Raw genomic sequence first — 26,632 nt, 5'->3', positions numbered from 1 at the left:
AAAAAGGGGGCTAGAATACCTAATTTTTGGAGATGGTTAATGGGTGACTACAAGACCGAACGACTTGATGCCATTCTGGATGATATTGTTGAATTGAAATCAGACTACAATAGTTTACAACAATCAATGCTGATCAAAATTGCCTTAGCATTAACAGAAGCCATGCAACAAAATAATTTGGCAGCTCTACGAGGCCTAACAGCCGAAATAAGCGGGTTGGATATTCGAGTGAATCAATTAATAGAAGCAGTAATTGTTCAGGTAGCGAACTCAGATTAAGAATGACGAAAACGCCACCTACCGAAGTAGGTGGCAACTCAAACTAGTGATTCAAAGATACCTTTGACTTAACACTACCATTTTGAGTAATGATCAACTCGCATCCTTTAGACGATTGCTGCAAAACAGCAGTCGAACCAGGATGATGAATCAAGTGACCAATCGCATCCTGCAAAGCCTCATTACAATTCGGCCTTTCAGATGCACCAACATGAGAACCTTTCCGATCTTGAGATTTGATCACTTCCGTGACAATTTCCGAAACCGAATCAATGAGCTGGCATACCGCTAGGAAGATCAAAGCAGTAGTAGGGCTCAAGGAAGGCATATTCATGTGTAGATTATTTGCGTCAGACATAATCATCTCCAACCCCTGATTGGCCGAGGTGCGCCTTGTGCTGATGCACATTCGTATAATAAGCCGCATACCAGATCCTGAAAAGGGTAGTTCACAGGCTCACCACTAAATATTTGCTCACCGAACAATAATTACTTACAGTGTCTGATTGTAAAAAGGGCCATCGCAAGAGATAACAATGCACTCTAAGGAATATTGGAAAAATGAAACTATCGCATTTCTTGCCTTAGCAAACATTAAAGGAGTGGGCTTTCGAACACTCCAGAAAATTGCTTCTAATGGATTGGGATTCAAATCAATACTGAAGTCGGATAGTAAAGAAGAACTTCAAAAGCATATTAAAGCTAAGATTGACCCCAATAAATCTTGGCATGACTTTCAACTAGAAGCTTGGGCTAAAGGTATAGAACTTGCCAGAGAACTTAGTGCGCAACAAACGCGACTCATTTTCCTCAATGAGGAATGCTACCCACCGCTACTCAAGAAAATACCCGACCCTCCATATTGGTTATTTGTCCAGGGCAATCTTGACTCCCTAAACGAAAAGCCGGTAGCCATTGTTGGAACACGAAAGCCCAATGAAGATGGAATTCTTTTGACCTCAATAGCAGTAGCCGGCATAGCATCCAAAAACAGAACTATTATTAGCGGGTTAGCAGATGGCATAGATCAAACCGCACATAAAGCAGCATTAAAATACAATCTTAAAACTGTGGCGGTTCTGGGCAACGGTCTATCTATAGACTATCCCGCTGGATCAGAAAAACTGAAGAGTGAAATAATTAACTCGGGTGGCGCTATCGTTACTGAGTACTTACCCAACCAAACCTATAGCGCGGAAAATTTTGTTAAGCGAAATAGAATTCAAGCGGGACTATCAGAGACAATTATTCCTGCGCAATGGAAGGTGAACAGTGGTACAGGTCATACAGTAAACTTTGCAATAAAATATGATAGAAAGATAGCCGGTCTGAAATTACCCAATCAGTTTCATGGCTGCAGTGAAAACGAATACATAATCAGTGCAAATGGACAGGTCTTCGAGTTACCAATAGAAACACGTGAGTTTTACATTATTTGGATCAACCACGCCAGCCAATCCAAGCAGGCTTGGAGATATAAAGGGAAGATATGTTAAAAGGTGTAATTTTTAGCGTAGAGGATACTATCGTTTCCATAAACAATGGTCCATCAGAAGAGTTATTCAATGAACTAGCAAGGCTATCCCAGTTTTTAAGGGGAAAAAACGTTGAATTTGTTGTGTTTACTAATCGCCACTGGACGGAGGCAGGCACAGGAAAAACTCTTCAAGAGAGGCTGTTCGAAAGCTGGGGAGGTTTTAAGTACTTCTCAAAAGTACAGAATCCGGAAATACCCGCTAAACCGTCATCGAGTGCGACAGAATATATATTAAAAGAGATGGGCTGGAAAAGAGAAGAAGTAATTTACATTGGCGCCTCAGAAAATGATATGAGAACTGCTGTTAACGGTAAACTTCTTTTTCTTAGAGCCAAATGGTACTCGGATAATATAGATTATGGGTTTTCCTTTTCAAAGCCAAAAGAGATGGCAAAGTTTTTGATGTTTTTGTTTTAGAAAACATCTATGGTTCCATAAAATAGAAACTGAGGATTTTAGGTTTTTATCTCTAGCACCTTTTAGTACATACAAACCAGAGTATACCGAATATTCACAGGACGCCAGAAACACAGCGAAGCACGGGTTGGGGCATCGGGACTTTTGGGTGGGATCTATTGTCTCAAGTTTATATTTTAGTGGGATCTATTTAGATCTGAACTTCATAACATCATATCCTGGACATAAAGAAGGTTCTGGCAATGCCATAATGGATGAAGCTATTGGAATCTTCAGTAAGTGCTTCAGAATTAAATATTTGCCAGATTTAATAATCAGACATAAAACTTCCACACGATCTCATGTTGCTAGAAACACTGGTATACAAATAAACCATTTGAATCAATTGAATACCATAAAACTCAACCCGCACCCAATGAAAAATAGAACGGAAGCATATAAAAACTTAATACCATTATCGAACAAAACTGTACTGGTTTTAGATGACATTTCAACAAGGGGGTTTAGCCTTGAGGCAGCTAGGTTGTATTTACAAAGAGCAGGTGCAAAAGTTGTACTTGTATCTTGGTTAAAAACCATCAATACAGATTATGAAGAAATAAGAATTAAAAGAAATTTTAAACCCTTTGAAGAAAACCAGTTTAATGATGAAGACTTAGAAAAAATTAATTCTCACACTTACGCACAGCATATAACTGACAATCAAGCACCAAAAGAAATAACAGAATTATTGAAAGAATACGATAATTGGGATTGGCCTTAGACCCTACTAAGATAGTCCTTCCTTCTTTTCTTCATCTCTCTTATCGCTGCATGATAAGAAGTCTTACCATGCAACACACCATCAAAGAGATCCATATCAGCCTCTCTAAGAAATTTCAGCGCCCGACTGACATTTGCAACGCCCGTTGTTTCAGGCTTTTTTAAGCGGAGGTACAGTGCAATTTCAATCTGTTTAGCATCAGGATAATACTTTAAGTATTCATATGCTCGCAGCGCTATCTCGGCCAGATTTGGCGGCTTCGAATTCATTAATCCAATGCGTGCATCTATCTGGAATTTTTCTAAAGGCATAATCGCTGTCTCGGTAGCTTGGAAATAGCCTATGAGTTTCCGATAATAATTTTTATCGGTAATTGATTATCATTCGCATTTAAGAGTAACACCAAAAACCAAAAGCCTCGTTAATAATTAGTACTACTACAAAAACCAGAACTAAAAATGGTATGGCATTATCTAGAATCCAAAACCTGAATTTATTCGCTAAGTGGTATCGGCTAAAAGCAGAACTGTAACCCCTTAATAACTTCAAATCCTGCTTAACTCGTTTATTCCAATTTTCATTTAATGATTGGAAAGCCTCTTTTAGTCGATCAGCATTTTCCATATCTTCCAAAACAACCCTTTCGGCACCACTTGGAAGTTGTTTCTCGTACATATCTGGCCCTCGACCACTAATGTTGGTGTCGAGGGAAAAACTTCCTGGCCTCAGCTTTGTGATAACAGGAACCAAAGTTTCAACAACACCATCAACCATGTAGTCTTTCTTGAGCTCATCATCTATAAAAAGGCTCTGCCACTGGATACGCTCAGCGTATAAATAATAGAAATAATTAACAGCCATCCAAGATATGAAAATAGGAAACCCCAAATTAAGCAACTCCGAGGGGATATGAACCTCGAAAACCTTCAATTTAGTCAAAGGCTGAACAAGTATATGAACAATATAAGTGACACAAAGAAATAAAAGGTTTCGTCTTAACTTAAGAACATGATCGGATGGCTGAAAAAACTCTCTCATAAGATCACACCAATAACAATTCGTTATAAGTAAAGTAGCCGCATGAAGGGCAACCATAACCCTGAGACTTTCGATAAATAGATGCTCTCAGGTGAATAAGTTTTGAATCACGCTCAAAACAAACTGGACAAAAAGGATCATCGTCTCCTGTTAAGAAAATCTTCTCATGAGCATATTTTGTCTCGTTTAATAGCTCTAACTCTCCTTCAAGCTTTAGAATCCTAGAATCCTTCAAGGCTAATTCTGACTTAACCTCTGCCAAATCCATTTTAACATTGGCAAGTGAGTCCAGTAGATCGGCGACTAGGTTATTCAGTTCTGCACTCGATAAAGCGTTATTCACATCCCTCAGCCTTCTAACAGAATCAATAGCGACCGATAGCGCAGAAAAAGTGGTTGATATATCCATAAAAAAACCTTACAAGACAACTCCTAAATTTTACAACTTCCAAAAAAAGACATAAATGGCATCTATTTACACGGACTAATCCTATTTACTATGTAGTTCGAAATACTTCCTATACATTTTTTCTCTTTCCTTAGTTGCGCTTAAAATTGTTCGAACTGGTAAATACATACACCAAAGAAGTATGAGAACTTTCCAGCTTAATATAGGCGCGAGCAATAAATAAAGTAAAATTACTGATCCTAAATATACAATTCCATTGGTTTTCTCACACTTTAATTTTTGATCCGCCAATAAAGCCCGATGTAAAGCAGCATCCTCTATGGTAGAGAATTTTTCTTCCGATAAATCAACCATGTACCTATCTCTTACAATTCCCAGCATCGATTCTCTAGTGCACTAGAGACTTTTTGCAATCTATCCTCAGACAGAATTTCTCGACAGCGGTAAATAGAAGGTATTGCGTATTTAAACGACACACCAGCGTCCATCACAAAGCTCCTCGTACCAATCTCACCAAGCATTTTAATCGTTGATATTAACGCAATATTACCATCATTTAGCCGTGTCGTTGCCTGTGCAAGCAATTCAGCCTTACCTTTAGAGACCAAGCCATATAGCACGAATGGCTTAGTCTCCCCATAATTTAGCTCATCCTCAGATTTCGCACCTGCACTAAATGCAACGATCAACACAATAAAAATAAGCCACAAAATAGAATACTCACGTCTGAGCATTAACTTCTCCAAACAATAACTAGAAAATGAAGCATAACATGAGGATTGAGCAAAACAGAGTGGCGCGCGCACCCAGAAGGCTCAGCGTCCTTGCTGAATAATAAGGTTTGGATGCGCGACTAAGATGCAATTTAGCCGATCTTCCTCTGTAAAAAAATAAGTCAAAAGTCGTGTTTACGATCACCCAGCCTTTTTTCGTTGAAATGCAGTGGAAATCTGCGGTATTAACCGGTGCATAGAATGAATAGTGTCCTTTTCTTTAGCAAAACGAAAAACAAGCGCCTTGCCTATTCGGTTAAGCTCTTTTAAAAAGGAGGCCGTTTTGGATTTTACGGTTTCCTCTTCACGCCATTTCAATATAAAACTCGTCAAATCTCCTTGGAACAGCTCCATTTCATGCTTAAAGGCTCGGATAGATTTAAGAGTATCATCGTCACTTATATGCGATTTTAATTCCTGGTAAAGGATCGTGCGTTCTTTTATTAAATGTGAGAATAAAATTGATCTGAAATCAGCGAGGAACTTTGGAACTAGGGAGTAGCGACCACTGAGGCAAGCCTGCCTGCAAAGAACTAAGCAGTTCAGAATCTCCTCATGCTCTCGCTCCAACTCATCTGCCAGCGCAAATGTGTATCTGCAAGAATGGTTTTTATCAAAATCTGGCTTTACTGGCGTATCTATTCTATGCGAATTAGGCCGAAAAAGACTACTTAGATAACGTAACATAACCCCCTCCCTGATAGGCGCTCAAAAAGTATACTTTTTTAAGTAAAAAAGTAAACCTTTTTATCAGTTCGGGGGCTTTCGCTATGCTGCTTCGATAGAAGCACCGCCAGCTTTCACACTATCTTGGAAATAGTCGAAAGCCTTGTAGGCATGCGAAGCGGCCTTAAAAATGAATGAAGTATCCCCTTTCATTGCCTTTAACCAAGAGTTTAAATAACTTGCATGGTTATCAGTTTGCAATGGAACACCGTATTCACCGCACAACAGAGCACTAAAAGTCTCAGCTACCAACTCTTCAAAGGCATATGCCTCAATCTCTTTGTCAAAGTCATTATCAAACTTTTCAAAACGATCAAGACGCTTTTTATGACCAGTCGAGTGTCCAGCTTCATGCGCAAGCGTAGCCGCCATACCAGAGGCATCAAAGAAGCCATCAGGTATTTTGATCAAGTCTAATGAAGGTGAGTAATAGGCTCTATTGCCGCCATTTCTCAAAGCAATACCCTGAATTTTGCAATATTGCTCAATCGATTTGACCAAAGAAAGGTTTAAATCACCCTGCTCAATATTGGGAATTGGGCGTGCATTTGGAAGTTCCAAGCCATCAATCTGCTCAACATTAAACACATTGAATGGCTTCATCACTGGGATCTGTTTCTTCCCATCTTCTTCTTGCTCGTCATCGATCTCTACACTTTTATAAAAAATGCAGGTCGTAGACTTTTCACCACGTCGAACACTCCCGCCAAGCGCTTTGGCCTGCTTAAATGTAAGCCACTGATTGTTCGAGTAACCACGATCAACAGCCTCCATCCAAAGCAACAAAACGTTCATACCTGTATAGGCTTTTTTAGTGCCAAAATTCACAGGTATTGGAGAGCATTGCTTTATATCCCAAGGACAAATCCAAGGTAATAAACCACCCTGCTCAATACGATCTACGATTTTTTGAGTAATCTCAGCTTTAAGATCTCTACGTTTCTTCATTCTTCAACCCCTGTAAGTCGAGGTGCACTGACTGGCTACTAAAGCCAGTCTATTGCACTAGCTTTAGTATTTCCCCATCAAAGATGAGGGCCATCACGAATTAGTCTAGCTGACCAAAAGATTTAATTCCATACTAAAAAGCCGCCCGAGGGCGGCTCAATCAAATAGCGTCATTAATAAAATCTGCCATTTCGGACACACACTGAAAACACTTATCAGTATGTAATCCAGGATCAACAATACCTGAATCGTAGTCTGTCCTAAAGATATGGACTATCTTGAAGCCAGACTTTAGATGCTCTCTAGAGAAGCGAATCCCAATAGAAAAATCTCTATTTAAAATAACGCCCCCAAGCATAGTTGCGAAATGAGAACCGCATTTTTTCTCAAAGAGGATTCTGTCTCCATCACCCTCTTGGAAAATAAAATAGTTTGAACCCATATCTACGGGCGGCAAACATTCAAGCATCTGAAAATATAGACGCTCAGATATTTCCACTTCGTCACGATCCTTCACGGTTTTCACAAGCTCAGATATAGAGTCAAGCATAATCATCTCCAACCCCTGATTAGCCGAGGTGCGCTTTGTGCTCATGCACAGTTAAATAATAGACTCATTATGGATAAAAAAAAACCGCCCAAAGGCGGTTGATATCAACGGAAGTTAGAAATAAAGCGTCCTAACGACCACCCATGACCATAAAGAATGCTTTGACCTTGTATCTCATGACCCAAGGTAAATAAACATCCGTCTACAAGCTTTTCAGGAATAAGCTTAAAGCGACAAGCTTCCACAACAGTAAAAAGGCGACTTAAACCATTACTCCCAATCAATCTTGGTTCAGTAGACCTTGCTTTGGCATAGTGCTTACCAATCGTGCCGATACTATTGGAATTACCGTCAACCAATTGCTGTCTGAAGCCCTTACCTTTTTCAATATCTGACTTCTCTTTCTTTTCGAGGTAGTCGAAGGTTTTAAACATATCAGAAATATGCTTTCCATCCTCCAAACACTCCCCAACAGAGAAATACTTCCTTTGGTAATGATCCAAAGCGTCAGAAAAAGGGTTTGCTAGACCGCAACTTGTCGCTACAAACCAATATCGCTTACGCTGTTCAATAGAACCACCAACCTCCTTGTCCAATATAAATTCATGAATATTGTACTGGAGCCTTTTTAACTCTGATTTTAGAATTAAATAGGAAGCACTATTTTTAGCTTCGACAACATTTTCACTTACGATTATAGAAGGATTCACAGAATGTATTGCTTTCAAGAATCCTACTATTGCCGTTATAGAATGATCTTCCTCAGCAATGCCTATCCGCTTTTTCGATTTCCCACATTTCGCGTGTATGTCACACGGAAGAGATACATTAAGAATATCGACTGGCTCTAGGTCATCGTTTTCCAGCTCTTCAATTGAAGCTACAATTAAATTAGTCTCATCATCGACTGTATAGTTGTTTCTGTCCGCAACCTCCAGATATCGAAGATTCACATCCACAAACCACTTAGTTTTTGACGTAAAACCAGCTGAAAGAAGTCCATCGGAAATAGAAGAAGAAGAGATACCAGCTCCAGAACAAAGCGTACCGGTGGTGAACCTACGCTTCGATCTATTAGCTCTATACCTATATTCTCTTACAATCTTTTTTCTACACTCATGATGAAGAGAAACAGTAATAACACCAAACTCAATTGCTATCCTCACCCTTTCCGAATCACCGACTATGTCAGTAATTCTCGTTGAACAAAGATCAATGATAGGTGTCTTTTTTTCTTCTCCCCTTCTTTTACGCCCACTAACACGGCGGTCACCGAAAAGGTCTAACTCAAGCTTAATTTCTTGATTTTCTAAATCATAGGTCACGGTATAAGCTTCACCATAATCGAAACCTGCCTTAGAAAGCCTACCGCCCTCGATCCAGATCCTCTTATTAGCTTTGCTCTCTGAAACCTTTGAATAAAGAACTTGCATAATCATCTCCAACCCCTGATTAGCCGAGGTGCGCCTAGTGCTCATGCACACTAAAATCATAGCGGCATTAGGTGTAAAAAAAAAGCCACCCATAGGTGGCTTTATTATCATGAAACTAGAGAAAATAAATCATACTGATCTTTCTCTACGTTTATGATTGAGTCGGGTTCAACTAAGGATACATCCTCATTCAACTTTGATAGTTTCGAATCCCAAAACCCTATGAAATGCATAGGTGTTCTGAAGACCTCCGTAACCTTCATTGTTAAGGTATTTCCGACAATGACTTCGGCGGGAATACCTAACAAGCTCAGCTGAATAAACGCCATTCTTGCTGCCAAAGGGTCTATATCTACACAACTAACCCACAACTGATTTTGTGGATTGAAGCCATTGGACAGCATCTCATCAGCAATTGCTATCACCATAGATCCTGCACCAACGCATGGTTCGCAAAGTGTTAGAAACGGCTTTTCTTCGAGCAAGCTAAAGGAGTCGGCATAGATAGCTTTTGCCATCATCCGAGACACATCATAGGGCGTAAAAAACTGCCCAATGTGACTCGATCCGATATCCAGCTCCATATAAACTGCCCCTAAGAAATCACTATGCGATCCCTCGAGTGCAATAATGACCTCTCCTAGTAATGAAGCTATAACCAAAGACTCGTCCTTATTGTATTTAGAAATAAGCTCTAAATACTCACCCTCCAATTCCTGTGATTTCAAAAAAGCATTTTGAATCGAAATGGATGACAAATAGACAAAGTCCTTAAATACATCATATTTATTTCTATGATGCACCAACTGGTTAAATGCTTTAATAAAGGTATCAACTTGAGAACCCATATTACTCTCCAACCCCTGATTAGCCGAGGTGCGCCTAAATTTACACAAAGAAAAGCCACCCGAAGGTGGCAACACGAATTAAGCTATTAGCCTAATAACTCAAAACTCATACTCATTTCCATTATCATCATTAATGGAAACGGTATGGCAACCGCTTTCAGTCAAAGTGGCTGCTTCATATTGAGCCTCGCACAATGTGTTACAGTCTTTTGAACATTCAGTATTGTCCAGACCATAAAATACAATAGTAAACATATTACTCTCCAACCCCTGATTAGCCGAGGTGCGCTTTGTGCAAATGCACATATGAATAATAGACCTATTACAGGCAAAAAAAAAGCCACCCGAAGGTGGCTTTCATCAACCTTTCACATTACGCGAAAGTTTTAAGCATCGTCATTAGACTTGAACTTTTTCATTTTCTTAGAAAAGTAAGACTCGAATTTCTTGGAATCTAAGACAAGCTCGGCAGATCTAGCCTCTTGAAAACTACCAACCAATAGAATCGCTGATAGAGTGAAGAGGAACATATACCAAACGTCTGGAGCCCTTTCCACTGTTTGCGAAGGAAATAAGGTTAGAAGATATCCGAAAACGCCAACCATAATTAGAAAGATCATTCTAAATAGGGAATAAAATGAATACCGCAAAAACAAGTCAGTATCCTCTCGCATATTCTCGATATTTTCTTTTTCCTCGCTTAATTGAACGAGTTTTTCTCGTCTAACTTTCTTACTGCGTTTTGCTAGAAACTTAAACAACAATACCGTAGCAATTCCACCAATGGTATTAGTAAAAATACTACTCAAGATCTCAGTCATTTTGCTCTCCAACCCCTGATTAGCCGAGGTGCGCTTTGTGCTAATGCACCTCAACATGATAATCATTTATTCCCTAAAAAAAAACCGCCCGAAGGCGGTTTACATCAATACTCTATAGGTAGAAGTATTGTGGTATGACTCCTATCCGCTTCGGTTATAACGTAAACCTTGTCGCTGATAAGCTCCCCATAAGCATTTTCAATTTGTTTCAAACAAGTTTCATCAAGCTTGAATGCAGAAAAGATTCGATCTCCCTCACGAATAGCATCCGTGTTAGCAATTCGATCCATTTCTGCCATATCAGACCAGTCACAAGCAATGTGACGCTGATATATGTCATCAATGTCAAGATTCGCATGCTGAATTAACTGGGCTACACCCGTAGTAATCAATAGCTTGCCTGTCGTGAACTTAATGCCAAATGGTTCGGTAATTGTAGTCATCTTCAACCCCTGTAAGTCGAGGTGCACTGACTGGCTACTAAAGCCAGTCTATTGCACTAGCTTTAGTATTTCCCCATCAAAGATGAGGGCCATCGAGATAAGTTTATAACAGCAACTTCATTGATGCCAACAATTATGTGATCAGGTATTTAGGAAGTATACGCGCCATTATTGGAGTACAAACAACTCCCACCAAGAACCAGGATTCGAGGAGAATTTCTCTATTGGCGAGAGAATTCAAAAAGTATAGCGGATCGTATAGACCAGCTACAGCTATTGAAGACAAGACGAGAATAATAACTAAAATGCCAGGAATAATGGCGAAGGAAAAGAGAGCAGCTACAAAAAATGTAACAGCAGAAATCCATATCTGCATGAAATAATACTTTTAGCTTAGAATTTTCTTTTCGAGTTTCGTACGTGATTCTTCAGGTTTAGACCGAATGGCATTAATATGAGTTACCTTCTTAATAACCACACCAGGAATCACCTTTTCCAAATCGTCCATCGGATTGTTTTTAATTTTTAGCTCAGAAACAGACATAACAATCTCCTAAAAAAGCAGCCAGAACGACCTACAAAGTAGGTCGTCTAGCACTGGCTGCTATAGGCCCATAACTTTTTTTAATCGAGTTATAGAACCATCTGATAGCAAACTAACAAGCTTATTATAGCTTTCGAGATCAGGAACCTCGATAGAATAAACATCACCAGTTCGCGTATCATGCACTAAAAGTTCAATTGAACCGTCTGGTTGATACTCTTCAACCACTCGATACCAACGCCCTAATTTAAGTGCTCCATCAAATTGATCTGAATTACTCATAATCATCTCCAACCCCTGATTGGCCGAGGTGCGCCTAGTGCTCATGCACAAGGCGCATTATACAATGATTATGTTTTGATTTATAACTACGATTGCGTTGTTGCAGATTCCGTTTCAGCACTAACCAGCTGGCTTCCGACCCTCGGCGACCGTGTTCATAACTCTACTGAATATTACCAGAATCAAATTGTGATGAAATTGATAAGTTATTCTCCCAGTAGTGTATCAAACTAGTAGCCTTTTCCTTGCTCATAGATCTATTCTCACTTAAAGCTTGAATAGCCAAAGTTGAGCATTCTAATTTAGAACCTGAATCAAACAATCCTGACTCTCTACATTCTTGATAGTAGTCTATTATATAACCATGGCTTTCCGATATTTTTGACCACGCATCCCTTTTTTCATTCAGAAGTATCATATGTCCTATGACAGATAGAAGTAAACATATCGGAATTGACATCAATAGTGCCGCTGGATTATTGGATATCACTACACAAACAACAACAACAACGAAAGCTAAGAAAATATAAGGTAAATGTATCCCAGAAAGTCCTTCTAAAAATAAATCCACTTGATCGATCCTCCATGCTTATTCAATAAACTTCGACATTCTTATCTAACCTTGCTGTATAAAATCTAAAGAATAAACCTTTGGTTCTCTTGGTTTCTTAGAACGATTTTTGTGGTTAAGGTTTTGACGGAAAACATAACCATTTTCTTCATCAAACACCACTTCACCAGACTTTACCTCGCCTATTACAGATAATGCCTCTCTTGCTTTCTGGGCATACAAGTCATAACGATCACCTTTAATTCGATTAGGTACATTCATTGAAATCAAGGCTACAACTTGTTCACCACCATCAATAGCAGCCCAATGCCGACCTAGATTAATTGCATTTAGACCGCCAGGAACTGTGATATTTTTCTCTTCACTCATTTTCAAATAACCCATTTAAAAGTGCTAGGGAGGACTTATCAATTTTCAAAGTAGACTTTGCTTTACCGCCTTTCGATATATCTACTAGAATTTCCTCACCAACTAATTCTGCATTCTCGATTTCATACGAAACTGGTGACTGCTTTTCTTGTTTCTTTTTTGGCTTTGTTAAAGAGTCAATCTCTTCTCGCAAACTACCTTTTAATTTGTCACCTTGAATTTTCTTTATTATTTTAGAGCTCAAATCTGGAGCTTTCTTTTCGAGCCTACGAAATTCTTCTAGGCTGCGTAAATCAGCTGTCACTGTAGACACAATTTGAATACTACTATCCTCTGCTTCAAAGGCTTCATTTATCGTCTGCCAACGATAAAATTCAGTCTTACTAATACCTGCTCGCTCAATAGCTTTCTTCTTTTCTAAGCCTGACTCAGTAAGTACATTTACAATACCAACATAAGCCCTAGCAGTATCCTCGACCGTCATATCCTCGCGGTCTACGTTCTCGGCAACCTGTATTAGTCGAATCTGGGTTTCATCTAAGTCACCACGCACATAAGCAACTACTTCGAGATCCGCTAGTTTTGCAGCTCTCCATCGACGCTCACCTGCGACTATGCGATACGTATCATCACCTAAAGGAATGACAGTGATAGGCTGAGCTTGCCCATTCAGCTTAATGCTCTCGGAAAGTGCTTTGATTCCAGCCTCATCGATTTTTCGACGTGGCTGCAATGGATCTGGCTCAATTTTCGAATGATGAATTTTAAGAATTTGTTCAGGTTTCCCCTGCCCCAATAACTCATCAAGACTGCTCACTAGCTTCTCTTGATTGGCGTGCTCAAGCGTGGGAGATCCTTGCTTACCAAAACCTGCGCCTTTCATTACTGCAATACCTCTAAAGCTTTGTTGAGGAAATCATTCATGTTATCAACCAAGCGTTTCTCACCTTTTGATAAGCCTTGAATCGGATCAAACGTAGTTCGCCCCGAACCGCGCAATTGCTTGTGCAATTCACCGTCAAAAATCCTCACTGGGAACATCGGGATATTATAATCCTCAAGCGCGTTACCTATGGTTTTCGACAGGATCGTTTTTTCTTTATCTCTTGTAATTAACACAAAGGCTTTTAAGTCGTCACGCTGGATAAGAGCAGATTCCGTCATGCGAAGGATAGTTGCAGAGTCATCAACATCCATTGGCGATGGTTGAATAGGAATAAATACGAGGTCAGAAATTTTCAAGAGCTGAGCTGGAAGAAGCTCATCTGAAAGTGATCCTGGACTATCAATAACGATATAATCAAACGACCCGCGCAAAGATAAAATATCATCCATAAAGCGTGGTTTTTCTATGCCGACAGCACGAGGGACATTCAAAACATCCTCTTCTTGAGCTTTTGCTGTCCACTTTAAGCTCGATCTCTGAGGATCTAGATCTACAAACAAGACATTATGACCTTTAGAAACTAGGCCACAGGCTAGCGGGTAGGCAACTGTAGTTTTACCAGTCCCTCCCTTACCATTAGTCACAGATATAATTTTAGCAGTCATTTTGCTCTCCATCCCCTTGCACCAAGAGGAGCTTTGTTATTTTTACTCAGTTCACCCTAGCGGATACTACATAACAACCATACAACCAACTACAATAAAAGTACACTTTTTTAAGTAAAAATATCAATCTTTTTCAGTGTATTTATTTTTATATTCCGAGAAATGAAGGTCCATTTTTACCAGTCGAATCCCAGTGCGCTTGCCCCAAGCAAGAGCCCTTTCGATCATAGTAAACTCCCTCGGCTTGTTGTTAACGCCTATCAACGGGCGAACAAGGGATGTTTTATGCTTTATATATACTCGCCAATGGCCAAGTTTTTCGTCTGGAACGTATTCTAAAAGCATATCAAGCGCATAACCTATCTTCACCAGCGACTTCACCTCTTCTGTAGTCACAGGCTCTGAATTGGGTTTTATTTCACTCATTAAATTGCCACCTGCTGAGGGGGTAACACCTCTAAATCTCTATTTATTATTCTTTCAATTTCCGAATGAGAGTGGAGTTCTACCGGCACAAACTCAAGCGCCCAAGAATTACTGCTCATAGCAGCTAGGCACATCTTCTCATCTCGAAAAGCCATAGGTACGTACCGCAATTGGCGACCCTGTATTGAAACCTGATTTAAGCAGACTTCATAAGATCTATGATGATCAGGAATTGCTTTCAGAGCCACCCTTTCGAATAAATCAGGCGTCAAATGACCATTAGGCACATATGGAACTGCTGAACTATCCTGCTCCACTGCCAATTTGCACAATTGAAAAGTCTTTAGCCGCTCAGGGATTAAAGACAAGACCTTCCCCGAATTCTTCACCGCTATCTCAGCTATTTCTGCCGACATAAGCTCTGGGGGTAATAATCTAATCATGCTCGCATTTCTGCTGATCGCAACCTTGTATATCCGCTCATCCCTCATCACGGCAGGAACAAACTCTAGTGAAAGCCCGTTCTGATAACAAGCTGCAAGACAAAGGGCGTAATTTCTGCGTTTCTCAGCTATATATTGGAGATTCAGGCCGTTTTTATTAACAGCAGCAAGACAAACTTGATATGAGACCTCAGACCGAGGAATCTCGTTTAGCGGAGTCCCACTCCTCACTTTATCTATCGCGTCCATTTTAGATCAACTATTCAAATTAAAAGGCCAGCAAATTCTATCAAAAGAGGAAAAAAAGTATACTTTTTTATTGATTTGTGCTTTATTTGGAGGTGAGGGAGAAAAACCCAACAAAGCAAAAGCACCGCCAACTAAGGCATCTAATGATCATATATGTACCGCCAGAACTAAGGCACCATGATATGAAATATTGTTGGGTTTTAAGTCTCAATACAGAGTATTGAGTTGGAAGTACGGCTATCTCTAGCCACTTGAGATTTTATTATATACGAATGTTAAGTACATTCCAGCATAAGGAGATAACGATGGGCTTTTTTGTTTCCGCTATACTGTTGTTCTTGATATATAAAGGCTTTGTTGCAGCTTCAGCAATAGTAAGCGGCACTACCAACTATGAGAGCAGCCAGAACGCCAATTCCTCTACGAGAAGGAATCCTAGAGGTGACTACTACGATAATAACAGAGAAAACTTTGAATCGGATATGAGGCTTACAATCGAGCGCTCTCGATCATATTATTAAAAGTGAGCCAATTTAAGCTCACTTTTTATCGCAAGTAGCATAAACACCAACCCCTCGCAAAGATATAACTCCACTCTTTAGATTGGAATCTGCATAAATATCTTCTTGAAAACCGACAATTGCATTATAACCGAATTTTTCAGCAACACTTTCGAGCCTACTAGTCTCTTGCTTCAAAATACTCACAACACCGCGAGCATCACGCGCCTTAAAATCGAATATATTTTTTAAAGGCTCACCTTTCTCGAAATCACATCCAGGTATAGTGTCGGTACTATAAGTACCTTTATATGCAAAGGCGAAAACACTAAATATCAATCCAAAAGATAACAGAATCAGTTTCATAGCCTATATCCCCTTCATTCGATTAGAAAAATCATCATACCTTGAATTCCCAAGATCAGCCATATCGCTTTCATAGGAATCGTTTACGTCTCTATCCCTATCAGGAACTGTGTCAGGATTATTAGTTTCTTTTAATTCATTTGAAGTCGCATCATAATCGATCTTACCTGATTCATCATAGCTAGGAGACATACCTTTCCCATTCTCACCAAAAGTATTGAAGTTCATCCCCGTATCAAACAGATCACTTCTATCCATAACCCCTTTATTTAAAAAAGAGTTGCTTGTAAAACTGGAGGAGTCACCTTCTCTAGTTCGATTACCATCCATGTATTCAGTATCACTCATACCACCAACACCATTCTCAATAAAAGTATCTTTTGTATCACCTTGAATTCGATCACCAGCTTTTTCAATTGTTTCCTTGCCTGCATCAACTATATCGCTTTGATCTTTGGAGAAGCTAGAATTATCCTGTCTTATCTGTTCATTGTTTGCCAAAATACCCTCTGAACTATTCAAGCTACTTTCTGCATTTTTCAATTCAATTGTATTTTCAGCACCAGATATACCATGCTGGACCACCTCACCTTGTGCATTTTCTTCGAATGATGACTGGTTTTCTTCGTAACTGCTTCTGAGATCATCCCCATTCCTATTAGAGAATCCCTCAGGCATATATCCATCCTGCTCCATGGATTCGCCATTTTTAGCACTTTCGCTTGTCAGCATTTGATCCATTCTTTGGTCAATAAAATTATCAATAGCAGATTCCACACGTCCGTCATCGCGACCATCTCGATAGTCTGCCAGTGCTTCCATCGCATCTGATTTAGTATCGAACGTATTGTTTTTAGTAGAAAAAACAAGAAACTCGTCTAGCATTTGTTTCGACATATTTGCAGTAGCTGCTTCGACACGATCTCTAGAAGCCTGTGCTTGGTTTACTTCTGCTAGAGCCTCCGTTTTATCCTCCCTATATTGCATCTGATCAGAAACAGTACTTCCAATTTTTTCAGAGAAATCAGAAGAGCTAGCATCAGTTCTTTCGGCGGCTAAAGACTGCGTAACCTGGGCCATGTCACTTACAGCTGAAGTATATTGATCGCTAGAAGCAAAATCAGTCACCGCTCTATAAAGCTCACTAGCGCGACTCTCACTCGCTATTTCACCACTTGCCGATGCACTTGCACTAACACTTAATCCTGAAGCTTTTTCCGCTAACCCGCCCCAGAAAGACTCATCAGATTTCCAGTCTACGCCTGCTTGAACCCTGCCCATTGCACGAGTCATCTCATCGTCTGTTAAACCAAGCTCTTTAGCAGCTTGGTTTCTTAAAGTATTAACTTCCTGTAAAGAATCTTGGTAACTAGTAGTGTCAGATCCAACCGATACATCTTTTGTCATATCTGACTGACTTAGGTTTTCTCCGAAATCTATAGATTGTTTATATGCGGAATCGTTTGTTTCCGCCAGACTACGAGAAGTGTTTTCAAGTTGCTGAACAGATTCTGAGTACTGTGCAGATAATCTTTCCGATGTCATCGAACCGAAATCAAGAGAAAAACCAGCACTAGACTGATCCAGTTGCATCGTACTTCGACTACCATCAAATGAGGTCTTCATACTACCAAGGTCATTCGTACTTTGTGTAAACCCACCTGTATTCTGGATAGAAGAGTCCGTTTTAAAAGCATTCAGGTTATCCATATTTACGTTGCCTTGGTTGTAGTTACCTGAAGATGCACTTGAAGCTGCACCATCTACAGCAGACTCATAACTCGCAACCATACGATTTGCCATACCAGCAGCCAACGATCCCCCTTGCTGCACAAACATCCATGCTAGCAATGGAATAGAGAGAGACATATAGCCTGCCATTTCAGACGCTTCATTTAACTCACGATATAAGGCTGATTGGTTCAACAAGCTTATACCTGTGGACGCATCAGGAAGAGCTTGTATAGCATTTTGCGCATAGTAGTTCGCGACAAAGTTAATCAAGGCATACATTGGAATCCATAGATTTATCCAAGCCAAAGCCTTTACATAGCCAAGCGCGACCTTACCTGCCGTTGGTAACATAAGCATCATTGCAATAATAGGAAATGCAGCGTAAAGAAGTGCTTCATATATATTTCGAGCAAGAGGAAGAGTATTTTCACCGATTCTCGCCAAAGCAGATTGTGTAATACTTCGATCACGCTCAGCCTTAGCTATCACCCAGCTTTCTGAAACATTTGAGTAAGAACTTCCAAGACCAGTTTCTAGGCTGTTCAGTATCATATTTTGCTTGAGAATATCCGATTCGGTTTTTGCGCTACCCGCGAAATACTGCAAGCCAACTGGAAGCGAAGTCTTAACTCTAGAGACAATTTCACTAGTGGCGTTTTCATCGCGACTAATTAAGCGTCCTAACAACCCAAATTCAGCATCTAAATTTGCATCAATATCATCAACGATCTGTTGCCAACCAAGATTACATTGGGTCAATGATCCACTTCCTGCTTGATCCTTATAATTGAAATACAGAATACTGGAACTGTTCGCAAAAAAGCTTGCTAGATCATCTTCGGTACTCAAATCCTCTAAAGAGTACCTTTCTAAGCCAAGATCCATGATAATACAGCTTTCAGCAAACCTAGCTAAATTTCCCGCAGTCATAGGATCAGCCACCCTATGCTCCATAGTAGCCTGCATTAATCGATTACCCCACAACATGCCACTATCTGAATATTTGTGACCGTTTGGAAGCGAAAAAACCACCTCTATAGTCCTTGCTAACCAATCGCTAGTGTTATTCAAAAAGCTTGATGTTGCAGCAAGCCCCAATGGAACATTGGAAACTACAGTCGTATTTGAAGGGTAAATTCGATCCGTTACGACAACGTCAGTTCTCGGCATAAGAACAGCTGATAGTATAATAATAAAACCAATCAACCATTTTGGGTTTATATCACCTTTAGAAAATGCGACCTGAAACATCCAGGCAATAAATGAAATAAGCGCGATAGTTCTCATCGCACCCCATATATCTGCGCCACCAAATATCATGGCGATACCATTAAAAACTAGAGTCAAAAGCTCCGCATTACCATAGGTGATAACTTCCCAGTTCATTACACTATCCTTTGCTCGACCAGTTCATGCTGCTAATTGTCTCTGCACTAAGACGTTTCTTAAGTTGTGTTTCTACCCTATGCATGTGGTTCGCAATATTGGATAGTTCTTGCAATCTGAATTCAGTAGTCTGCTGTTCATTGATTATCGCACTTGCAACGACATCAAGATCTTTCATGAAGGCTTTAACTTGTTTTGACTCTGTCATATCCGTGTCGCCCACTCGATCTCTGACTACCTCTATTGTCGCAAGCAAACCTGAGTACAAATGAGAAAGCGCCAATTTGTCTGCAATATCCCTTGTAACTGTACTAAATTGGGCACTTGGGTTATTAGCTCGCTCTAGTAAAATAAAGCGATATAAAGGAATTGGGGTCTGACTAAGGAAAGCCAACGCATCAGATGAAAGTGAACCGTTATTCGATATAGCTGTATTTATATCTGCTATTGTGTCTTGGACATATGTTGTCATTCCCTTCCAATCAATAGTTACATCGTTTGACCCGTTGTAATTGATACATGCATCTTTAGTATTATTCATATCAGTACATGTTTTGAGCTGTAAATTTGCAGCGGGCCCCTCTGTACCACTCAATAATGCATTTATAATATTCCGACCATCAGTAGTTAAACCAGCCTCTGTTGCAGCACGAGAAATTCTAATAACCTCTTTACCTGAATCAGCACTATTATCATCATATTTTACAATTATTGTTCCCAATAGATTCATTACAAGTAGAGAATAATCTAGATTATTTTTAAAGAAATCATCTTGCATTAGGTGCCACCAAATCAAGTTACCCTTGCTAAAGGTCACTGTATTTTCTCCACCTGTTTCCATAGTGTTTCTTCGGCCCATACCTGTAGTACAGTGCTTTTTAGCTTCAGCATAATCATCGCCACTTTGCTGCATACGCCTAACAATACACTCACCACCTTCAGCACCTGCATACTCCATAGCGCCACCAACTAACTGGGTCGCTGCCTCACAACTATCGAGATTAAATTGCAAATAGTCTTTTTGGAATTTATTAACTTTGTTCATCACATCATTGATAGTTGGAGTAACCAATTGCAAACCAAGCATAAAGAAAAGTGATTTAGCATTTTGGCCAATGTTTCGAAGATTATCGACGAACTCATCCCCATCTATCATAGAGAAGCCACCCGCCTGTAGATCAATACCTCCACACCCTGCTGTAACCTTTGGAGGGTTTATATTGACAAGGTTAATGTTCTTCTTGGTTATAGGGTTACGTTCACTATAACCACCGAATGTAACGTATGACGCACCTTGCGTCTTATAAACACCTGGCTCAGTTGTGTTTGAGTATGCACCATCAAACATACTTTCGACTTCGTCACCAATGTCGGCACCCCAAGTGAAATAACTGAAAATCGACAGGCTAGCTAATATAAGTAGCTTCTTCATATTAGTCTCCCAATCCTTCTGCTGTCTCTAGAATTCTTCCAACTAATTGTGTCTCAGACACAACACCGTAATGTAATGGCACGACTTTTCTATCCCGTGGCCTTGCCATAAACAGAGCTGGAACCACTTCAACCTTAAGAGTTTCAGCTAAATGAAATGTTTTTTTAGGGTATGGAAACTCTTCGGTCCCCTTACCGTCGAGTGAAACAACATAGATACTGAACCCATGTTTCTCCGCAAATTGTTTCAACACTGGAGAATAGCGCTTGCAATAGGGGCAATCAGATCTCATAAAATACACAAGTCCAAATTCCTGAGATAGATTGGCTAATTGATCTTTTGTCTCCAGTAGCTTTTGTTCATTTTTCGCTAATATTGCTTCCTTAAAGACTGGCTTTTTCAATGCGTAGTTTAGATCTGGATTCGTCCATTTTAGATTCATACCAGTATCTGCGAAACGCTGCGCTTGCGATTGTATTTCTTCATTGTACTTCATGAATGCAGTAATATTTTTTTCAGTAGGATATACAACGGCTTTATTCATCAAGTAATCTAAATATTCCTTTTGCTGTGCAATAATTTCTCTAGGATCAACCTCTTGTTTCGGATCAATCCTTGGTCGCTCAGGGACAGGTTCCTTTTTCTTTTCATCCTTCTCTACTTCGATAGGAACGGGTTCATACCACCAATAACCTTGCTCTTCCTTATCGAAGTATGTATTTGCTGAAAGCGAGAGAGACAAACAAAAAGCGAAGGTAGTCAAAATGAACTTCATGCTAGCTTCCTTCCATTGATTGAATCTGACTTTCAAGCCTACGCTTCAATGCGTCTACAGCAGGCATAGATGCCGAGTCTTTATTATTCATTACATCTTCATAGAATTCAGATAGGTCTATCGACTCAAAATCCAATGTTTCCAGTTCCTCTTCCGTTAGACCTCGACAATCAGGAGTCTTCTTACCTTCAACTATATGCCCAATCTGTTGATATGCTTGCTCCATGATGATTCGTCCCAGCTTGTTTGGATAAACGCAAAAGGATCTATATGACCATTTCTCAACCGTTTCACCTAAAACCTTCCTTCTCCATTCCCAGTAATGAGTTTGAAATGCCCGCCCATCTTCCCGAGCAATACCGAGCTGTTTTTCATCAGTACTACAGCTTGTAAATATACCAGTAGCCCACCCCGAATCTTTACAACAGTCCTTGGTATCGTACATATTATCCTTTTCACAACTATAGGCTTTACCTTTGAATATATTTAGATCTTCCGAGTAGGATTTACCTACTGCTTTAGCGGCCTCAAACGTTGCAGTAGCTTTTTTGAAGTCATCTGTAGCCTCTTCATATTGTTGATACTCAGCTCCACAATCCCCACCAGAACAAATAAGTGTGTCTCCACACATAGTTACTGTTTCTGCCGAATGGGTATTGAAACACCTAAACTGGTGCTCTCTGATCTTGCAGTAGCCCAAAGCTTGATCGAATTCAGTACAAGTAGAGCTATCTGTTACGCATCCTTGCTGCAATAGCAGGTCGCATTTCTCCTCTCTTGTGTAATTTGGATCGGAGTTTCTTGTATAAGTCTGATCCCATGCCCAGCAATAACGATAGTAGGGAAATACACCGATATATCTTGTCCCAGCACCTTCCACACATTGACTTGAAACCAATTCACCTTGGTGTGCGTACTCCCCACTTGGGCAAGTAGTCTGATAATCAGTGTCAAAACCACATGGCTCCAGAACACGAATCTCAATATCAAGTCGAACCTGACCAGTACCAGTTACTTGATTACGAACATAAATTCGATTCCATCCGTCTCTTACATGCGGCTTCATGGGTTGAATCTTATTCGTAGGAATTCCGAAAAAACCTCTCTCGCATTTATAAGATCCTGATATATCGTCGTTATAAACACTGTCCCCAATTGCACTAAAAATATTATTCCCATTAAACTTTACAAAAACCCAATCATCATACGCTCCACCTTTCAGCCTAATAGAGTGGATTTGCTCCTTATCTGCCACGTAAAAATTCACGTAATTGTAATACCACTCACACGATCCACTTGGATCTCTATTATTATTACCGCTATTACCGAATCGATAAACGTAAGTTGATAATTTGCGTTCTGAAAATCCTGAATCACCAGAAGTATTAAAGAAATTCAAATCAATAGGCATAGGCTTGCCAGCATCCTTGTTAGAACAAGTTACGATTGCATTTTTTCGGCATGTGTACTCAATAACATCATGATCTCCATATTCAAGACAGGTATCAGGTATTACATCTGTCACATCTTCTTGACCAACAGGCAACTCGACACAACCAGAATATGTATCCGTTAGAGAATGAGCCTTGTCTTCAACTTCCTCTACCCTCTTAAAAAGCGGATCGTTTTGCATATCAAAAACAATTGGAGGGCGCGTAGAGCTTGCATCATCTACGAAAGTACTAATCTCATTTGTCGAGCTTTCAGCATGAGCAGCATTCTCCATATTAGAGAGACTTGGATCATCATGATACTGCTTACCAGGGACATCTGTACCCTGATAATTAACTGCATTATCCACGCTTAAATTACTTTGATTTCCTTTTATGCTTTCAGCAAAAGCCTTACCGGAATCGGTATAGTCCTCAGCATGACAAAGTGAAAATGAAAGACATAAAACTAGTATTAAAGAAGCTTTATCCATTCATCCAATCCCTCAACAACATCACTATTCTCATTCCTTTCCGCTAACTCTAAAAAGTATTTAATCGGAACCAAACCGCTTGCTTCTATAGATCGTGGCTTATGACAAACATTTTTCTCTAGGCAAGGCATCACACTTTCTAGCGGTAATACATAATGCGGCACACTTTGAACAGAGAAACGATCAAACAAAGTTGGATCGATTAAGAATGGAAGCGGCTTATCTGCTCTCGTATTCATCTCTGATATTATTTTTAACGTAGTCTCCAAGTCTTTCTTGAAGCCATTAAGCACAACATGACCACCGATATCATGTGCGTCCTTCGCCAACGAGAAAATATCACTAACATCCATTGAAAAAGAAACGAAAATAAGGATATTTGTTTCTATTGCTCTCGCGTCTTTTGCCTCAGCTTGGGTATCAGAGTTAAAATGATCATCCATTAGCTCATTGTAATGATTAGTAATAAAACCATTACTCTCTATTGCTTGACCCAATGTTTCCTTATTAGCGTGGTTTTCATATTTACTGAAGAATTGATTCGCCCTTTGAATCTCTTCTCTATATATCTCTGTGTTTCTTTCATGCTTTAAGGCGTTTTGAGTCATCTCTTTAGATTTTGCAATTTCGCTATCAGTTGGTTCTTCGTAAGCTGTAGCGATGAAGGTTAAGCTGAATAACAAGAATATTACTAGAAAGCGCAACACATTCTTTTCCTCCATATTAAATAAGCATAATCCTCACCTCGGTATGGGAATTCCTTACCAACCCCCCAAATAGTCGAGGTTTGACCAAAGCCTGTTCCCCAAGCAGGATTTGGCACTGGGTAAACCATATTCTGCTTATATTGACGCTTTCTAATTATTGGTTGTGGAATAGGCATACACATCGCTGCATAAGTTGATGTATCCATTGCCAAACCAGCCCTATGTAATTTGTATGCGAAACGATGAACTTCTAGTGCAGAGCTATCCACGGCACTAAAATTACCGCTAATTTGACCCGTTAGTGGATAAACAGGCCCAGCACTGCCAGAACACCAAAAAAGCGGATCTAAGCCAAAGTTGGATACGGATGCCGAAACAGCATCAGCGGCGCAGGCTGCTATTGATATTGGATTAGCAAATAAAACAGCTTCTGGGTTTAGGAAAAATGTTAATTCGTCGTCTGACCAAGTTGGATCTAACTCACTCATCGCAGTTAGGTCCAATGTCTCTGTACTCATGCAAGCACCTTGCGTTATTGCAGAGCCGACCCATGAAAGCAAAGGGTATGTAAACCAGTGAACATGATAGAACGCCATGTTGTCATCAACATCTGTAGAACCTTTAGAGTTGCTACCTTGAGTTGCATTCAGACTGAACTCTCCAAGCTTTGTACCACCCAATGATGGAGAACACATTGGAGACCTCACAACCTCCGCCATTCTCGCTGGCTCCCAAAAAGAAATGCCGACTCCGAACCGAATAAATACAGGTGGTGGTGCTGGGCAAGTACAGACAGGCGGTGGCACCTCTCCAGTAGGAACCTCTCCATTAGTAACACCCGCAGGCCCTATAAAAATTGGAAACATGCACTTCCAGCAAATATCCGTTACTGGGTTTGGGAATTTTCCAGGGCATACAACCGAAAATGCACTAGAAGAAAACAAACCGACAATAGTAAAAACACTAATTAATAGGATATTCTTCAACATAAATCTTATTCCCTATCTGCCTTACAATTGCAGGAACATGCCGGATATCAAAACGATCTACTAACTTTCCATATTGATCAAAGAAAACCCTTAACTTGGTTGATTCAGCAAAATCTTTAACAGAGCCAAAAACGCCTATTGCTTTAGACTTAATTGGATTTGCGCAATTCTGTTCGATCCATGCGCGTTGCATTTTGTCATCCATATTGAAAAAGCAATATTGTTTGGTCATTCGTTTGAAATCCAATGGATTGATCTTCTGACCTGATTTCGCAATCAACACACCTTCTGCTGTGTAAATATCATTTTTAACGATGTAGGTCGCATCCCATTCCCTTCTCCTATACTCATCCGTAGTAGGTAATTTGATACCAGGAGGCCTTTCCAGAAACGACTTAACTGCTTCCTTCTTCTTTTCCTGTATTTCCTTCCAGCCACCATTTTCAACAAGATTTTTTGCGTTGTTCAAAATCTCGTCTAAAGGACTGCGTTCTATTACAGGGTATGACTTTCCAAGCGCACCAAGATTTAGCTCATCACCTAAAACGAAACTAGTAAATACGGCGAGCAGTACCGACAAAATCACTTTCATTGATTAATCCAATCGACTTATATCTACTATCGTAACTGTCTTTATGAGGAGTCCACATAAAGAAGTAACCATCTGGAATTGAAGTTGGCGATATAGGAAAAAGCTGTTTCCCAGACTTACTCAATTGCTTAACTATGCCAACCTCTTCTCCGTTTATTAGAACCTTATGATTCTGAACTGATACGCGATCACCGCTAATACCCTTTACAATTTTCATAAAGTTTAATTGCTCAGGGAAATAGGGGTTTTTGGGAGGGGAAAACAATGCAACATCCCCCTTGCTTGGCATCTCACCTATATCAACTAAATAGATATATCCAGGAAGGGAATCAGATATATTGAAAGCCAAACGCACCCCAAAAATATCTTCTGATATGTATTTGAACGCGTAAGAAAAAAAGACAATAACGAAGAAAGCAATTAAAGAGTATTTAAGTATCTTCTTTTTTTTACTTGCTCTCGATGTTTTCCAGAATTGAAGCATATACATCATCCGTAATATCCGTAGTTCCCCTAACCACCGCTGGGCTTACAATAATAATGGTGTCGCCTTCACCATATGCGTCTAAGGTCTTTTCAACTTGCAGTGAGAATGCTTCAGAGTAGGTATTAACCTCTTCATCAGTCATTTCATATTTTGTTTTCACTTGAGCTATATGGTTGTCCAATAGCTTGTCTAGCGATACCGACTTGATCTCGGGAACCATCAACTTAACTACAAGAAAAGATGAGGCAAGAGATACCAAAACACTAATACCAAGGGTAAAGACCAAATTTCGAATATTCATTCTCGATCCTTCTAATTTA

The 26,632-nt window shown here is 39.9% G+C and carries 34 protein-coding genes; 4 read left to right on the top strand and 30 right to left on the bottom strand.

Features of this window, described 5'->3' with window-relative positions; translation table 11 throughout:
* The first annotated feature begins 39 nt into the window (after positions 1–39).
* Complete coding sequence (locus tag HF888_RS16510; protein WP_168367095.1) at positions 40–279, top strand: hypothetical protein; 240 nt, start codon at positions 40–42, stop codon at positions 277–279.
* 43 nt (positions 280–322) lie between these two features.
* Here HF888_RS16510 and HF888_RS16505 read toward each other — a convergent pair whose 3' ends face one another.
* Positions 323–637 carry a hypothetical protein gene (locus HF888_RS16505; protein ID WP_168367094.1) on the bottom strand — a complete coding sequence of 105 codons (315 nt, stop codon included), beginning with the start codon at positions 635–637 and terminating at the stop codon, positions 323–325.
* Positions 638–815: 178 nt separating this feature from the next.
* Between HF888_RS16505 and HF888_RS16500 the strand changes: the two genes are divergently transcribed.
* From HF888_RS16500 to HF888_RS16685, 3 genes are all read left to right on the top strand, one after another.
* Positions 816–1,775 (top strand): DNA-processing protein DprA, encoded by a 960-nt coding sequence (locus HF888_RS16500; RefSeq protein WP_168367093.1) that lies wholly within the window; start codon positions 816–818, stop codon positions 1,773–1,775.
* Positions 1,769–2,233, top strand: coding sequence for an HAD family hydrolase (locus HF888_RS16690; RefSeq protein ID WP_244957552.1), 465 nt, complete (start codon positions 1,769–1,771; stop codon positions 2,231–2,233). The genes HF888_RS16500 and HF888_RS16690 overlap by 7 nt, the downstream gene beginning before the upstream one ends.
* A gap of 148 nt (positions 2,234–2,381) precedes the next feature.
* Positions 2,382–2,996, top strand: a complete 615-nt coding sequence (locus HF888_RS16685; protein ID WP_244957551.1) for a phosphoribosyltransferase — start codon at positions 2,382–2,384, stop codon at positions 2,994–2,996.
* On the opposite strand, the gene HF888_RS16490 is transcribed toward HF888_RS16685, so the two are convergent.
* The 29 genes from HF888_RS16490 to HF888_RS16350 all read right to left on the bottom strand — a co-directional run bounded on the left by HF888_RS16490 (position 2,993) and on the right by HF888_RS16350 (position 26,613).
* On the bottom strand, positions 2,993–3,307 hold the full coding sequence (locus HF888_RS16490; RefSeq protein WP_007019380.1) for a hypothetical protein: 315 nt from the start codon (positions 3,305–3,307) through the stop codon (positions 2,993–2,995). The two genes, HF888_RS16685 and HF888_RS16490, sit on opposite strands and share 4 nt — an antisense overlap.
* A gap of 79 nt (positions 3,308–3,386) precedes the next feature.
* Positions 3,387–4,034, bottom strand: coding sequence for a hypothetical protein (locus HF888_RS16485; RefSeq protein WP_007019379.1), 648 nt, complete (start codon positions 4,032–4,034; stop codon positions 3,387–3,389).
* Between the two features lie 4 nt (positions 4,035–4,038).
* Entirely contained in the window at positions 4,039–4,443 is a 405-nt protein-coding gene (locus HF888_RS16480; protein ID WP_007019378.1) for a hypothetical protein, read from the bottom strand.
* Positions 4,444–4,808: 365 nt separating this feature from the next.
* Positions 4,809–5,177 (bottom strand): hypothetical protein, encoded by a 369-nt coding sequence (locus HF888_RS16475; protein WP_007019376.1) that lies wholly within the window; start codon positions 5,175–5,177, stop codon positions 4,809–4,811.
* A gap of 180 nt (positions 5,178–5,357) precedes the next feature.
* A complete protein-coding gene (locus HF888_RS16470) occupies positions 5,358–5,903 on the bottom strand; it encodes a hypothetical protein (RefSeq protein ID WP_007019375.1) in 546 nt (181 codons plus the stop codon).
* A gap of 81 nt (positions 5,904–5,984) precedes the next feature.
* Positions 5,985–6,890 (bottom strand): ArdC family protein, encoded by a 906-nt coding sequence (locus HF888_RS16465; protein ID WP_168367092.1) that lies wholly within the window; start codon positions 6,888–6,890, stop codon positions 5,985–5,987.
* 160 nt (positions 6,891–7,050) lie between these two features.
* Complete coding sequence (locus HF888_RS16460) at positions 7,051–7,440, bottom strand: hypothetical protein (protein ID WP_133308544.1); 390 nt, start codon at positions 7,438–7,440, stop codon at positions 7,051–7,053.
* 104 nt (positions 7,441–7,544) lie between these two features.
* Complete coding sequence (locus tag HF888_RS16455) at positions 7,545–8,879, bottom strand: DNA cytosine methyltransferase (protein ID WP_165837052.1); 1,335 nt, start codon at positions 8,877–8,879, stop codon at positions 7,545–7,547.
* 101 nt (positions 8,880–8,980) lie between these two features.
* Positions 8,981–9,721, bottom strand: coding sequence for an N-6 DNA methylase (locus HF888_RS16450; RefSeq protein ID WP_007019370.1), 741 nt, complete (start codon positions 9,719–9,721; stop codon positions 8,981–8,983).
* A gap of 386 nt (positions 9,722–10,107) precedes the next feature.
* Positions 10,108–10,542 carry a hypothetical protein gene (locus HF888_RS16445; RefSeq protein ID WP_040298369.1) on the bottom strand — a complete coding sequence of 145 codons (435 nt, stop codon included), beginning with the start codon at positions 10,540–10,542 and terminating at the stop codon, positions 10,108–10,110.
* Positions 10,543–10,646: 104 nt separating this feature from the next.
* Positions 10,647–10,985: a hypothetical protein gene (locus HF888_RS16440; protein ID WP_007019367.1), complete on the bottom strand. Its 339-nt coding sequence runs from the start codon at positions 10,983–10,985 to the stop codon at positions 10,647–10,649.
* Positions 10,986–11,373: 388 nt separating this feature from the next.
* On the bottom strand, positions 11,374–11,529 hold the full coding sequence (locus HF888_RS16435; protein ID WP_007019365.1) for a hypothetical protein: 156 nt from the start codon (positions 11,527–11,529) through the stop codon (positions 11,374–11,376).
* Positions 11,530–11,589: 60 nt separating this feature from the next.
* Positions 11,590–11,811: a hypothetical protein gene (locus HF888_RS16430; protein ID WP_040298367.1), complete on the bottom strand. Its 222-nt coding sequence runs from the start codon at positions 11,809–11,811 to the stop codon at positions 11,590–11,592.
* 163 nt (positions 11,812–11,974) lie between these two features.
* Positions 11,975–12,382 (bottom strand): hypothetical protein, encoded by a 408-nt coding sequence (locus tag HF888_RS16425; protein WP_040298365.1) that lies wholly within the window; start codon positions 12,380–12,382, stop codon positions 11,975–11,977.
* A 45-nt stretch (positions 12,383–12,427) separates the two neighbouring features.
* The gene (locus HF888_RS16420; protein ID WP_007019363.1) at positions 12,428–12,751 is read right to left on the bottom strand and encodes a hypothetical protein; all 324 of its coding nucleotides are present in this window, start codon (positions 12,749–12,751) and stop codon (positions 12,428–12,430) included.
* The gene (locus tag HF888_RS16415; RefSeq protein ID WP_007019362.1) at positions 12,744–13,634 is read right to left on the bottom strand and encodes a ParB/RepB/Spo0J family partition protein; all 891 of its coding nucleotides are present in this window, start codon (positions 13,632–13,634) and stop codon (positions 12,744–12,746) included. The genes HF888_RS16420 and HF888_RS16415 overlap by 8 nt, the downstream gene beginning before the upstream one ends.
* Positions 13,634–14,302, bottom strand: coding sequence for an AAA family ATPase (locus HF888_RS16410; RefSeq protein WP_007019361.1), 669 nt, complete (start codon positions 14,300–14,302; stop codon positions 13,634–13,636). The genes HF888_RS16415 and HF888_RS16410 overlap by 1 nt, the downstream gene beginning before the upstream one ends.
* A 123-nt stretch (positions 14,303–14,425) precedes the next feature.
* Positions 14,426–14,728 (bottom strand): hypothetical protein, encoded by a 303-nt coding sequence (locus HF888_RS16405; protein WP_007019360.1) that lies wholly within the window; start codon positions 14,726–14,728, stop codon positions 14,426–14,428.
* Complete coding sequence (locus HF888_RS16400; RefSeq protein ID WP_007019359.1) at positions 14,728–15,420, bottom strand: DUF4116 domain-containing protein; 693 nt, start codon at positions 15,418–15,420, stop codon at positions 14,728–14,730. The genes HF888_RS16405 and HF888_RS16400 overlap by 1 nt, the downstream gene beginning before the upstream one ends.
* Before the next feature lie 539 nt (positions 15,421–15,959).
* Positions 15,960–16,286: a hypothetical protein gene (locus tag HF888_RS16395; protein ID WP_007019358.1), complete on the bottom strand. Its 327-nt coding sequence runs from the start codon at positions 16,284–16,286 to the stop codon at positions 15,960–15,962.
* Positions 16,287–16,289: 3 nt separating this feature from the next.
* A complete protein-coding gene (locus HF888_RS16390; RefSeq protein WP_007019357.1) occupies positions 16,290–19,406 on the bottom strand; it encodes a conjugal transfer protein TraG N-terminal domain-containing protein in 3,117 nt (1,038 codons plus the stop codon).
* 4 nt (positions 19,407–19,410) lie between these two features.
* Complete coding sequence (locus HF888_RS16385) at positions 19,411–20,838, bottom strand: conjugal transfer protein TraH (RefSeq protein ID WP_007019356.1); 1,428 nt, start codon at positions 20,836–20,838, stop codon at positions 19,411–19,413.
* A 1-nt stretch (position 20,839) separates the two neighbouring features.
* Positions 20,840–21,613: a conjugal transfer protein TraF gene (locus HF888_RS16380; protein WP_007019355.1), complete on the bottom strand. Its 774-nt coding sequence runs from the start codon at positions 21,611–21,613 to the stop codon at positions 20,840–20,842.
* Between the two features lies 1 nt (position 21,614).
* Entirely contained in the window at positions 21,615–23,537 is a 1,923-nt protein-coding gene (traN, locus tag HF888_RS16375; RefSeq protein WP_040298360.1) for a conjugal transfer protein TraN, read from the bottom strand.
* Positions 23,519–24,244, bottom strand: coding sequence for a TrbC family F-type conjugative pilus assembly protein (locus HF888_RS16370; RefSeq protein WP_165837051.1), 726 nt, complete (start codon positions 24,242–24,244; stop codon positions 23,519–23,521). The genes traN and HF888_RS16370 overlap by 19 nt, the downstream gene beginning before the upstream one ends.
* Positions 24,229–25,233: a conjugal transfer pilus assembly protein TraU gene (traU, locus tag HF888_RS16365; protein WP_007019352.1), complete on the bottom strand. Its 1,005-nt coding sequence runs from the start codon at positions 25,231–25,233 to the stop codon at positions 24,229–24,231. Before traU ends, HF888_RS16370 begins: the two co-directional genes overlap by 16 nt.
* A complete protein-coding gene (locus HF888_RS16360) occupies positions 25,208–25,825 on the bottom strand; it encodes a hypothetical protein (RefSeq protein WP_007019351.1) in 618 nt (205 codons plus the stop codon). Before HF888_RS16360 ends, traU begins: the two co-directional genes overlap by 26 nt.
* The gene (locus HF888_RS16355) at positions 25,785–26,309 is read right to left on the bottom strand and encodes a S26 family signal peptidase (RefSeq protein ID WP_007019350.1); all 525 of its coding nucleotides are present in this window, start codon (positions 26,307–26,309) and stop codon (positions 25,785–25,787) included. Before HF888_RS16355 ends, HF888_RS16360 begins: the two co-directional genes overlap by 41 nt.
* Positions 26,275–26,613, bottom strand: a complete 339-nt coding sequence (locus HF888_RS16350; RefSeq protein ID WP_007019349.1) for a TrbI F-type domain-containing protein — start codon at positions 26,611–26,613, stop codon at positions 26,275–26,277. Before HF888_RS16350 ends, HF888_RS16355 begins: the two co-directional genes overlap by 35 nt.
* Positions 26,614–26,632: the final 19 nt, after the last annotated feature.

Origin of the sequence: Bermanella marisrubri (assembly GCF_012295615.1) — a bacterium.
GTDB lineage: Bacteria > Pseudomonadota > Gammaproteobacteria > Pseudomonadales > Oceanobacteraceae > Bermanella > Bermanella marisrubri.
Note: the sequence above shows the minus strand (reverse complement) of the source record. Positions and strands in the feature narration are given on the sequence as shown.

Excerpts from the sequence above, each read along its gene's own strand:
- HF888_RS16435 (WP_007019365.1), bottom strand. The coding sequence starts at position 11,529 with ATGTCTGTTTCTGAGCTAAAAATTAAAAACAATCCGATGGACGATTTG.
- HF888_RS16485 (WP_007019379.1), bottom strand. The coding sequence starts at position 4,034 with ATGAGAGAGTTTTTTCAGCCATCCGATCATGTTCTTAAGTTAAGACGA.
- HF888_RS16480 (WP_007019378.1), bottom strand. The coding sequence starts at position 4,443 with ATGGATATATCAACCACTTTTTCTGCGCTATCGGTCGCTATTGATTCT.
- HF888_RS16460 (WP_133308544.1), bottom strand. The coding sequence starts at position 7,440 with ATGCTTGACTCTATATCTGAGCTTGTGAAAACCGTGAAGGATCGTGAC.
- HF888_RS16360 (WP_007019351.1), bottom strand. The coding sequence starts at position 25,825 with ATGAAAGTGATTTTGTCGGTACTGCTCGCCGTATTTACTAGTTTCGTT.
- HF888_RS16380 (WP_007019355.1), bottom strand. The coding sequence starts at position 21,613 with ATGAAGTTCATTTTGACTACCTTCGCTTTTTGTTTGTCTCTCTCGCTT.
- HF888_RS16500 (WP_168367093.1), top strand. The coding sequence starts at position 816 with ATGCACTCTAAGGAATATTGGAAAAATGAAACTATCGCATTTCTTGCC.
- HF888_RS16355 (WP_007019350.1), bottom strand. The coding sequence starts at position 26,309 with ATGCTTCAATTCTGGAAAACATCGAGAGCAAGTAAAAAAAAGAAGATA.
- HF888_RS16510 (WP_168367095.1), top strand. The coding sequence starts at position 40 with ATGGGTGACTACAAGACCGAACGACTTGATGCCATTCTGGATGATATT.
- HF888_RS16455 (WP_165837052.1), bottom strand. The coding sequence starts at position 8,879 with ATGATTATGCAAGTTCTTTATTCAAAGGTTTCAGAGAGCAAAGCTAAT.
- HF888_RS16690 (WP_244957552.1), top strand. The coding sequence starts at position 1,769 with ATGTTAAAAGGTGTAATTTTTAGCGTAGAGGATACTATCGTTTCCATA.
- HF888_RS16450 (WP_007019370.1), bottom strand. The coding sequence starts at position 9,721 with ATGGGTTCTCAAGTTGATACCTTTATTAAAGCATTTAACCAGTTGGTG.
- HF888_RS16470 (WP_007019375.1), bottom strand. The coding sequence starts at position 5,903 with ATGTTACGTTATCTAAGTAGTCTTTTTCGGCCTAATTCGCATAGAATA.
- HF888_RS16465 (WP_168367092.1), bottom strand. The coding sequence starts at position 6,890 with ATGAAGAAACGTAGAGATCTTAAAGCTGAGATTACTCAAAAAATCGTA.
- HF888_RS16430 (WP_040298367.1), bottom strand. The coding sequence starts at position 11,811 with ATGAGTAATTCAGATCAATTTGATGGAGCACTTAAATTAGGGCGTTGG.
- HF888_RS16395 (WP_007019358.1), bottom strand. The coding sequence starts at position 16,286 with ATGAAACTGATTCTGTTATCTTTTGGATTGATATTTAGTGTTTTCGCC.
- HF888_RS16385 (WP_007019356.1), bottom strand. The coding sequence starts at position 20,838 with ATGAAGAAGCTACTTATATTAGCTAGCCTGTCGATTTTCAGTTATTTC.
- HF888_RS16490 (WP_007019380.1), bottom strand. The coding sequence starts at position 3,307 with ATGCCTTTAGAAAAATTCCAGATAGATGCACGCATTGGATTAATGAAT.
- traN (WP_040298360.1), bottom strand. The coding sequence starts at position 23,537 with ATGGATAAAGCTTCTTTAATACTAGTTTTATGTCTTTCATTTTCACTT.
- HF888_RS16475 (WP_007019376.1), bottom strand. The coding sequence starts at position 5,177 with ATGCTCAGACGTGAGTATTCTATTTTGTGGCTTATTTTTATTGTGTTG.
- HF888_RS16415 (WP_007019362.1), bottom strand. The coding sequence starts at position 13,634 with ATGAAAGGCGCAGGTTTTGGTAAGCAAGGATCTCCCACGCTTGAGCAC.
- HF888_RS16400 (WP_007019359.1), bottom strand. The coding sequence starts at position 15,420 with ATGGACGCGATAGATAAAGTGAGGAGTGGGACTCCGCTAAACGAGATT.
- HF888_RS16410 (WP_007019361.1), bottom strand. The coding sequence starts at position 14,302 with ATGACTGCTAAAATTATATCTGTGACTAATGGTAAGGGAGGGACTGGT.
- HF888_RS16405 (WP_007019360.1), bottom strand. The coding sequence starts at position 14,728 with ATGAGTGAAATAAAACCCAATTCAGAGCCTGTGACTACAGAAGAGGTG.
- traU (WP_007019352.1), bottom strand. The coding sequence starts at position 25,233 with ATGTTGAAGAATATCCTATTAATTAGTGTTTTTACTATTGTCGGTTTG.
- HF888_RS16440 (WP_007019367.1), bottom strand. The coding sequence starts at position 10,985 with ATGACTACAATTACCGAACCATTTGGCATTAAGTTCACGACAGGCAAG.
- HF888_RS16420 (WP_007019363.1), bottom strand. The coding sequence starts at position 12,751 with ATGAGTGAAGAGAAAAATATCACAGTTCCTGGCGGTCTAAATGCAATT.
- HF888_RS16390 (WP_007019357.1), bottom strand. The coding sequence starts at position 19,406 with ATGAACTGGGAAGTTATCACCTATGGTAATGCGGAGCTTTTGACTCTA.
- HF888_RS16445 (WP_040298369.1), bottom strand. The coding sequence starts at position 10,542 with ATGACTGAGATCTTGAGTAGTATTTTTACTAATACCATTGGTGGAATT.
- HF888_RS16350 (WP_007019349.1), bottom strand. The coding sequence starts at position 26,613 with ATGAATATTCGAAATTTGGTCTTTACCCTTGGTATTAGTGTTTTGGTA.
- HF888_RS16505 (WP_168367094.1), bottom strand. The coding sequence starts at position 637 with ATGTCTGACGCAAATAATCTACACATGAATATGCCTTCCTTGAGCCCT.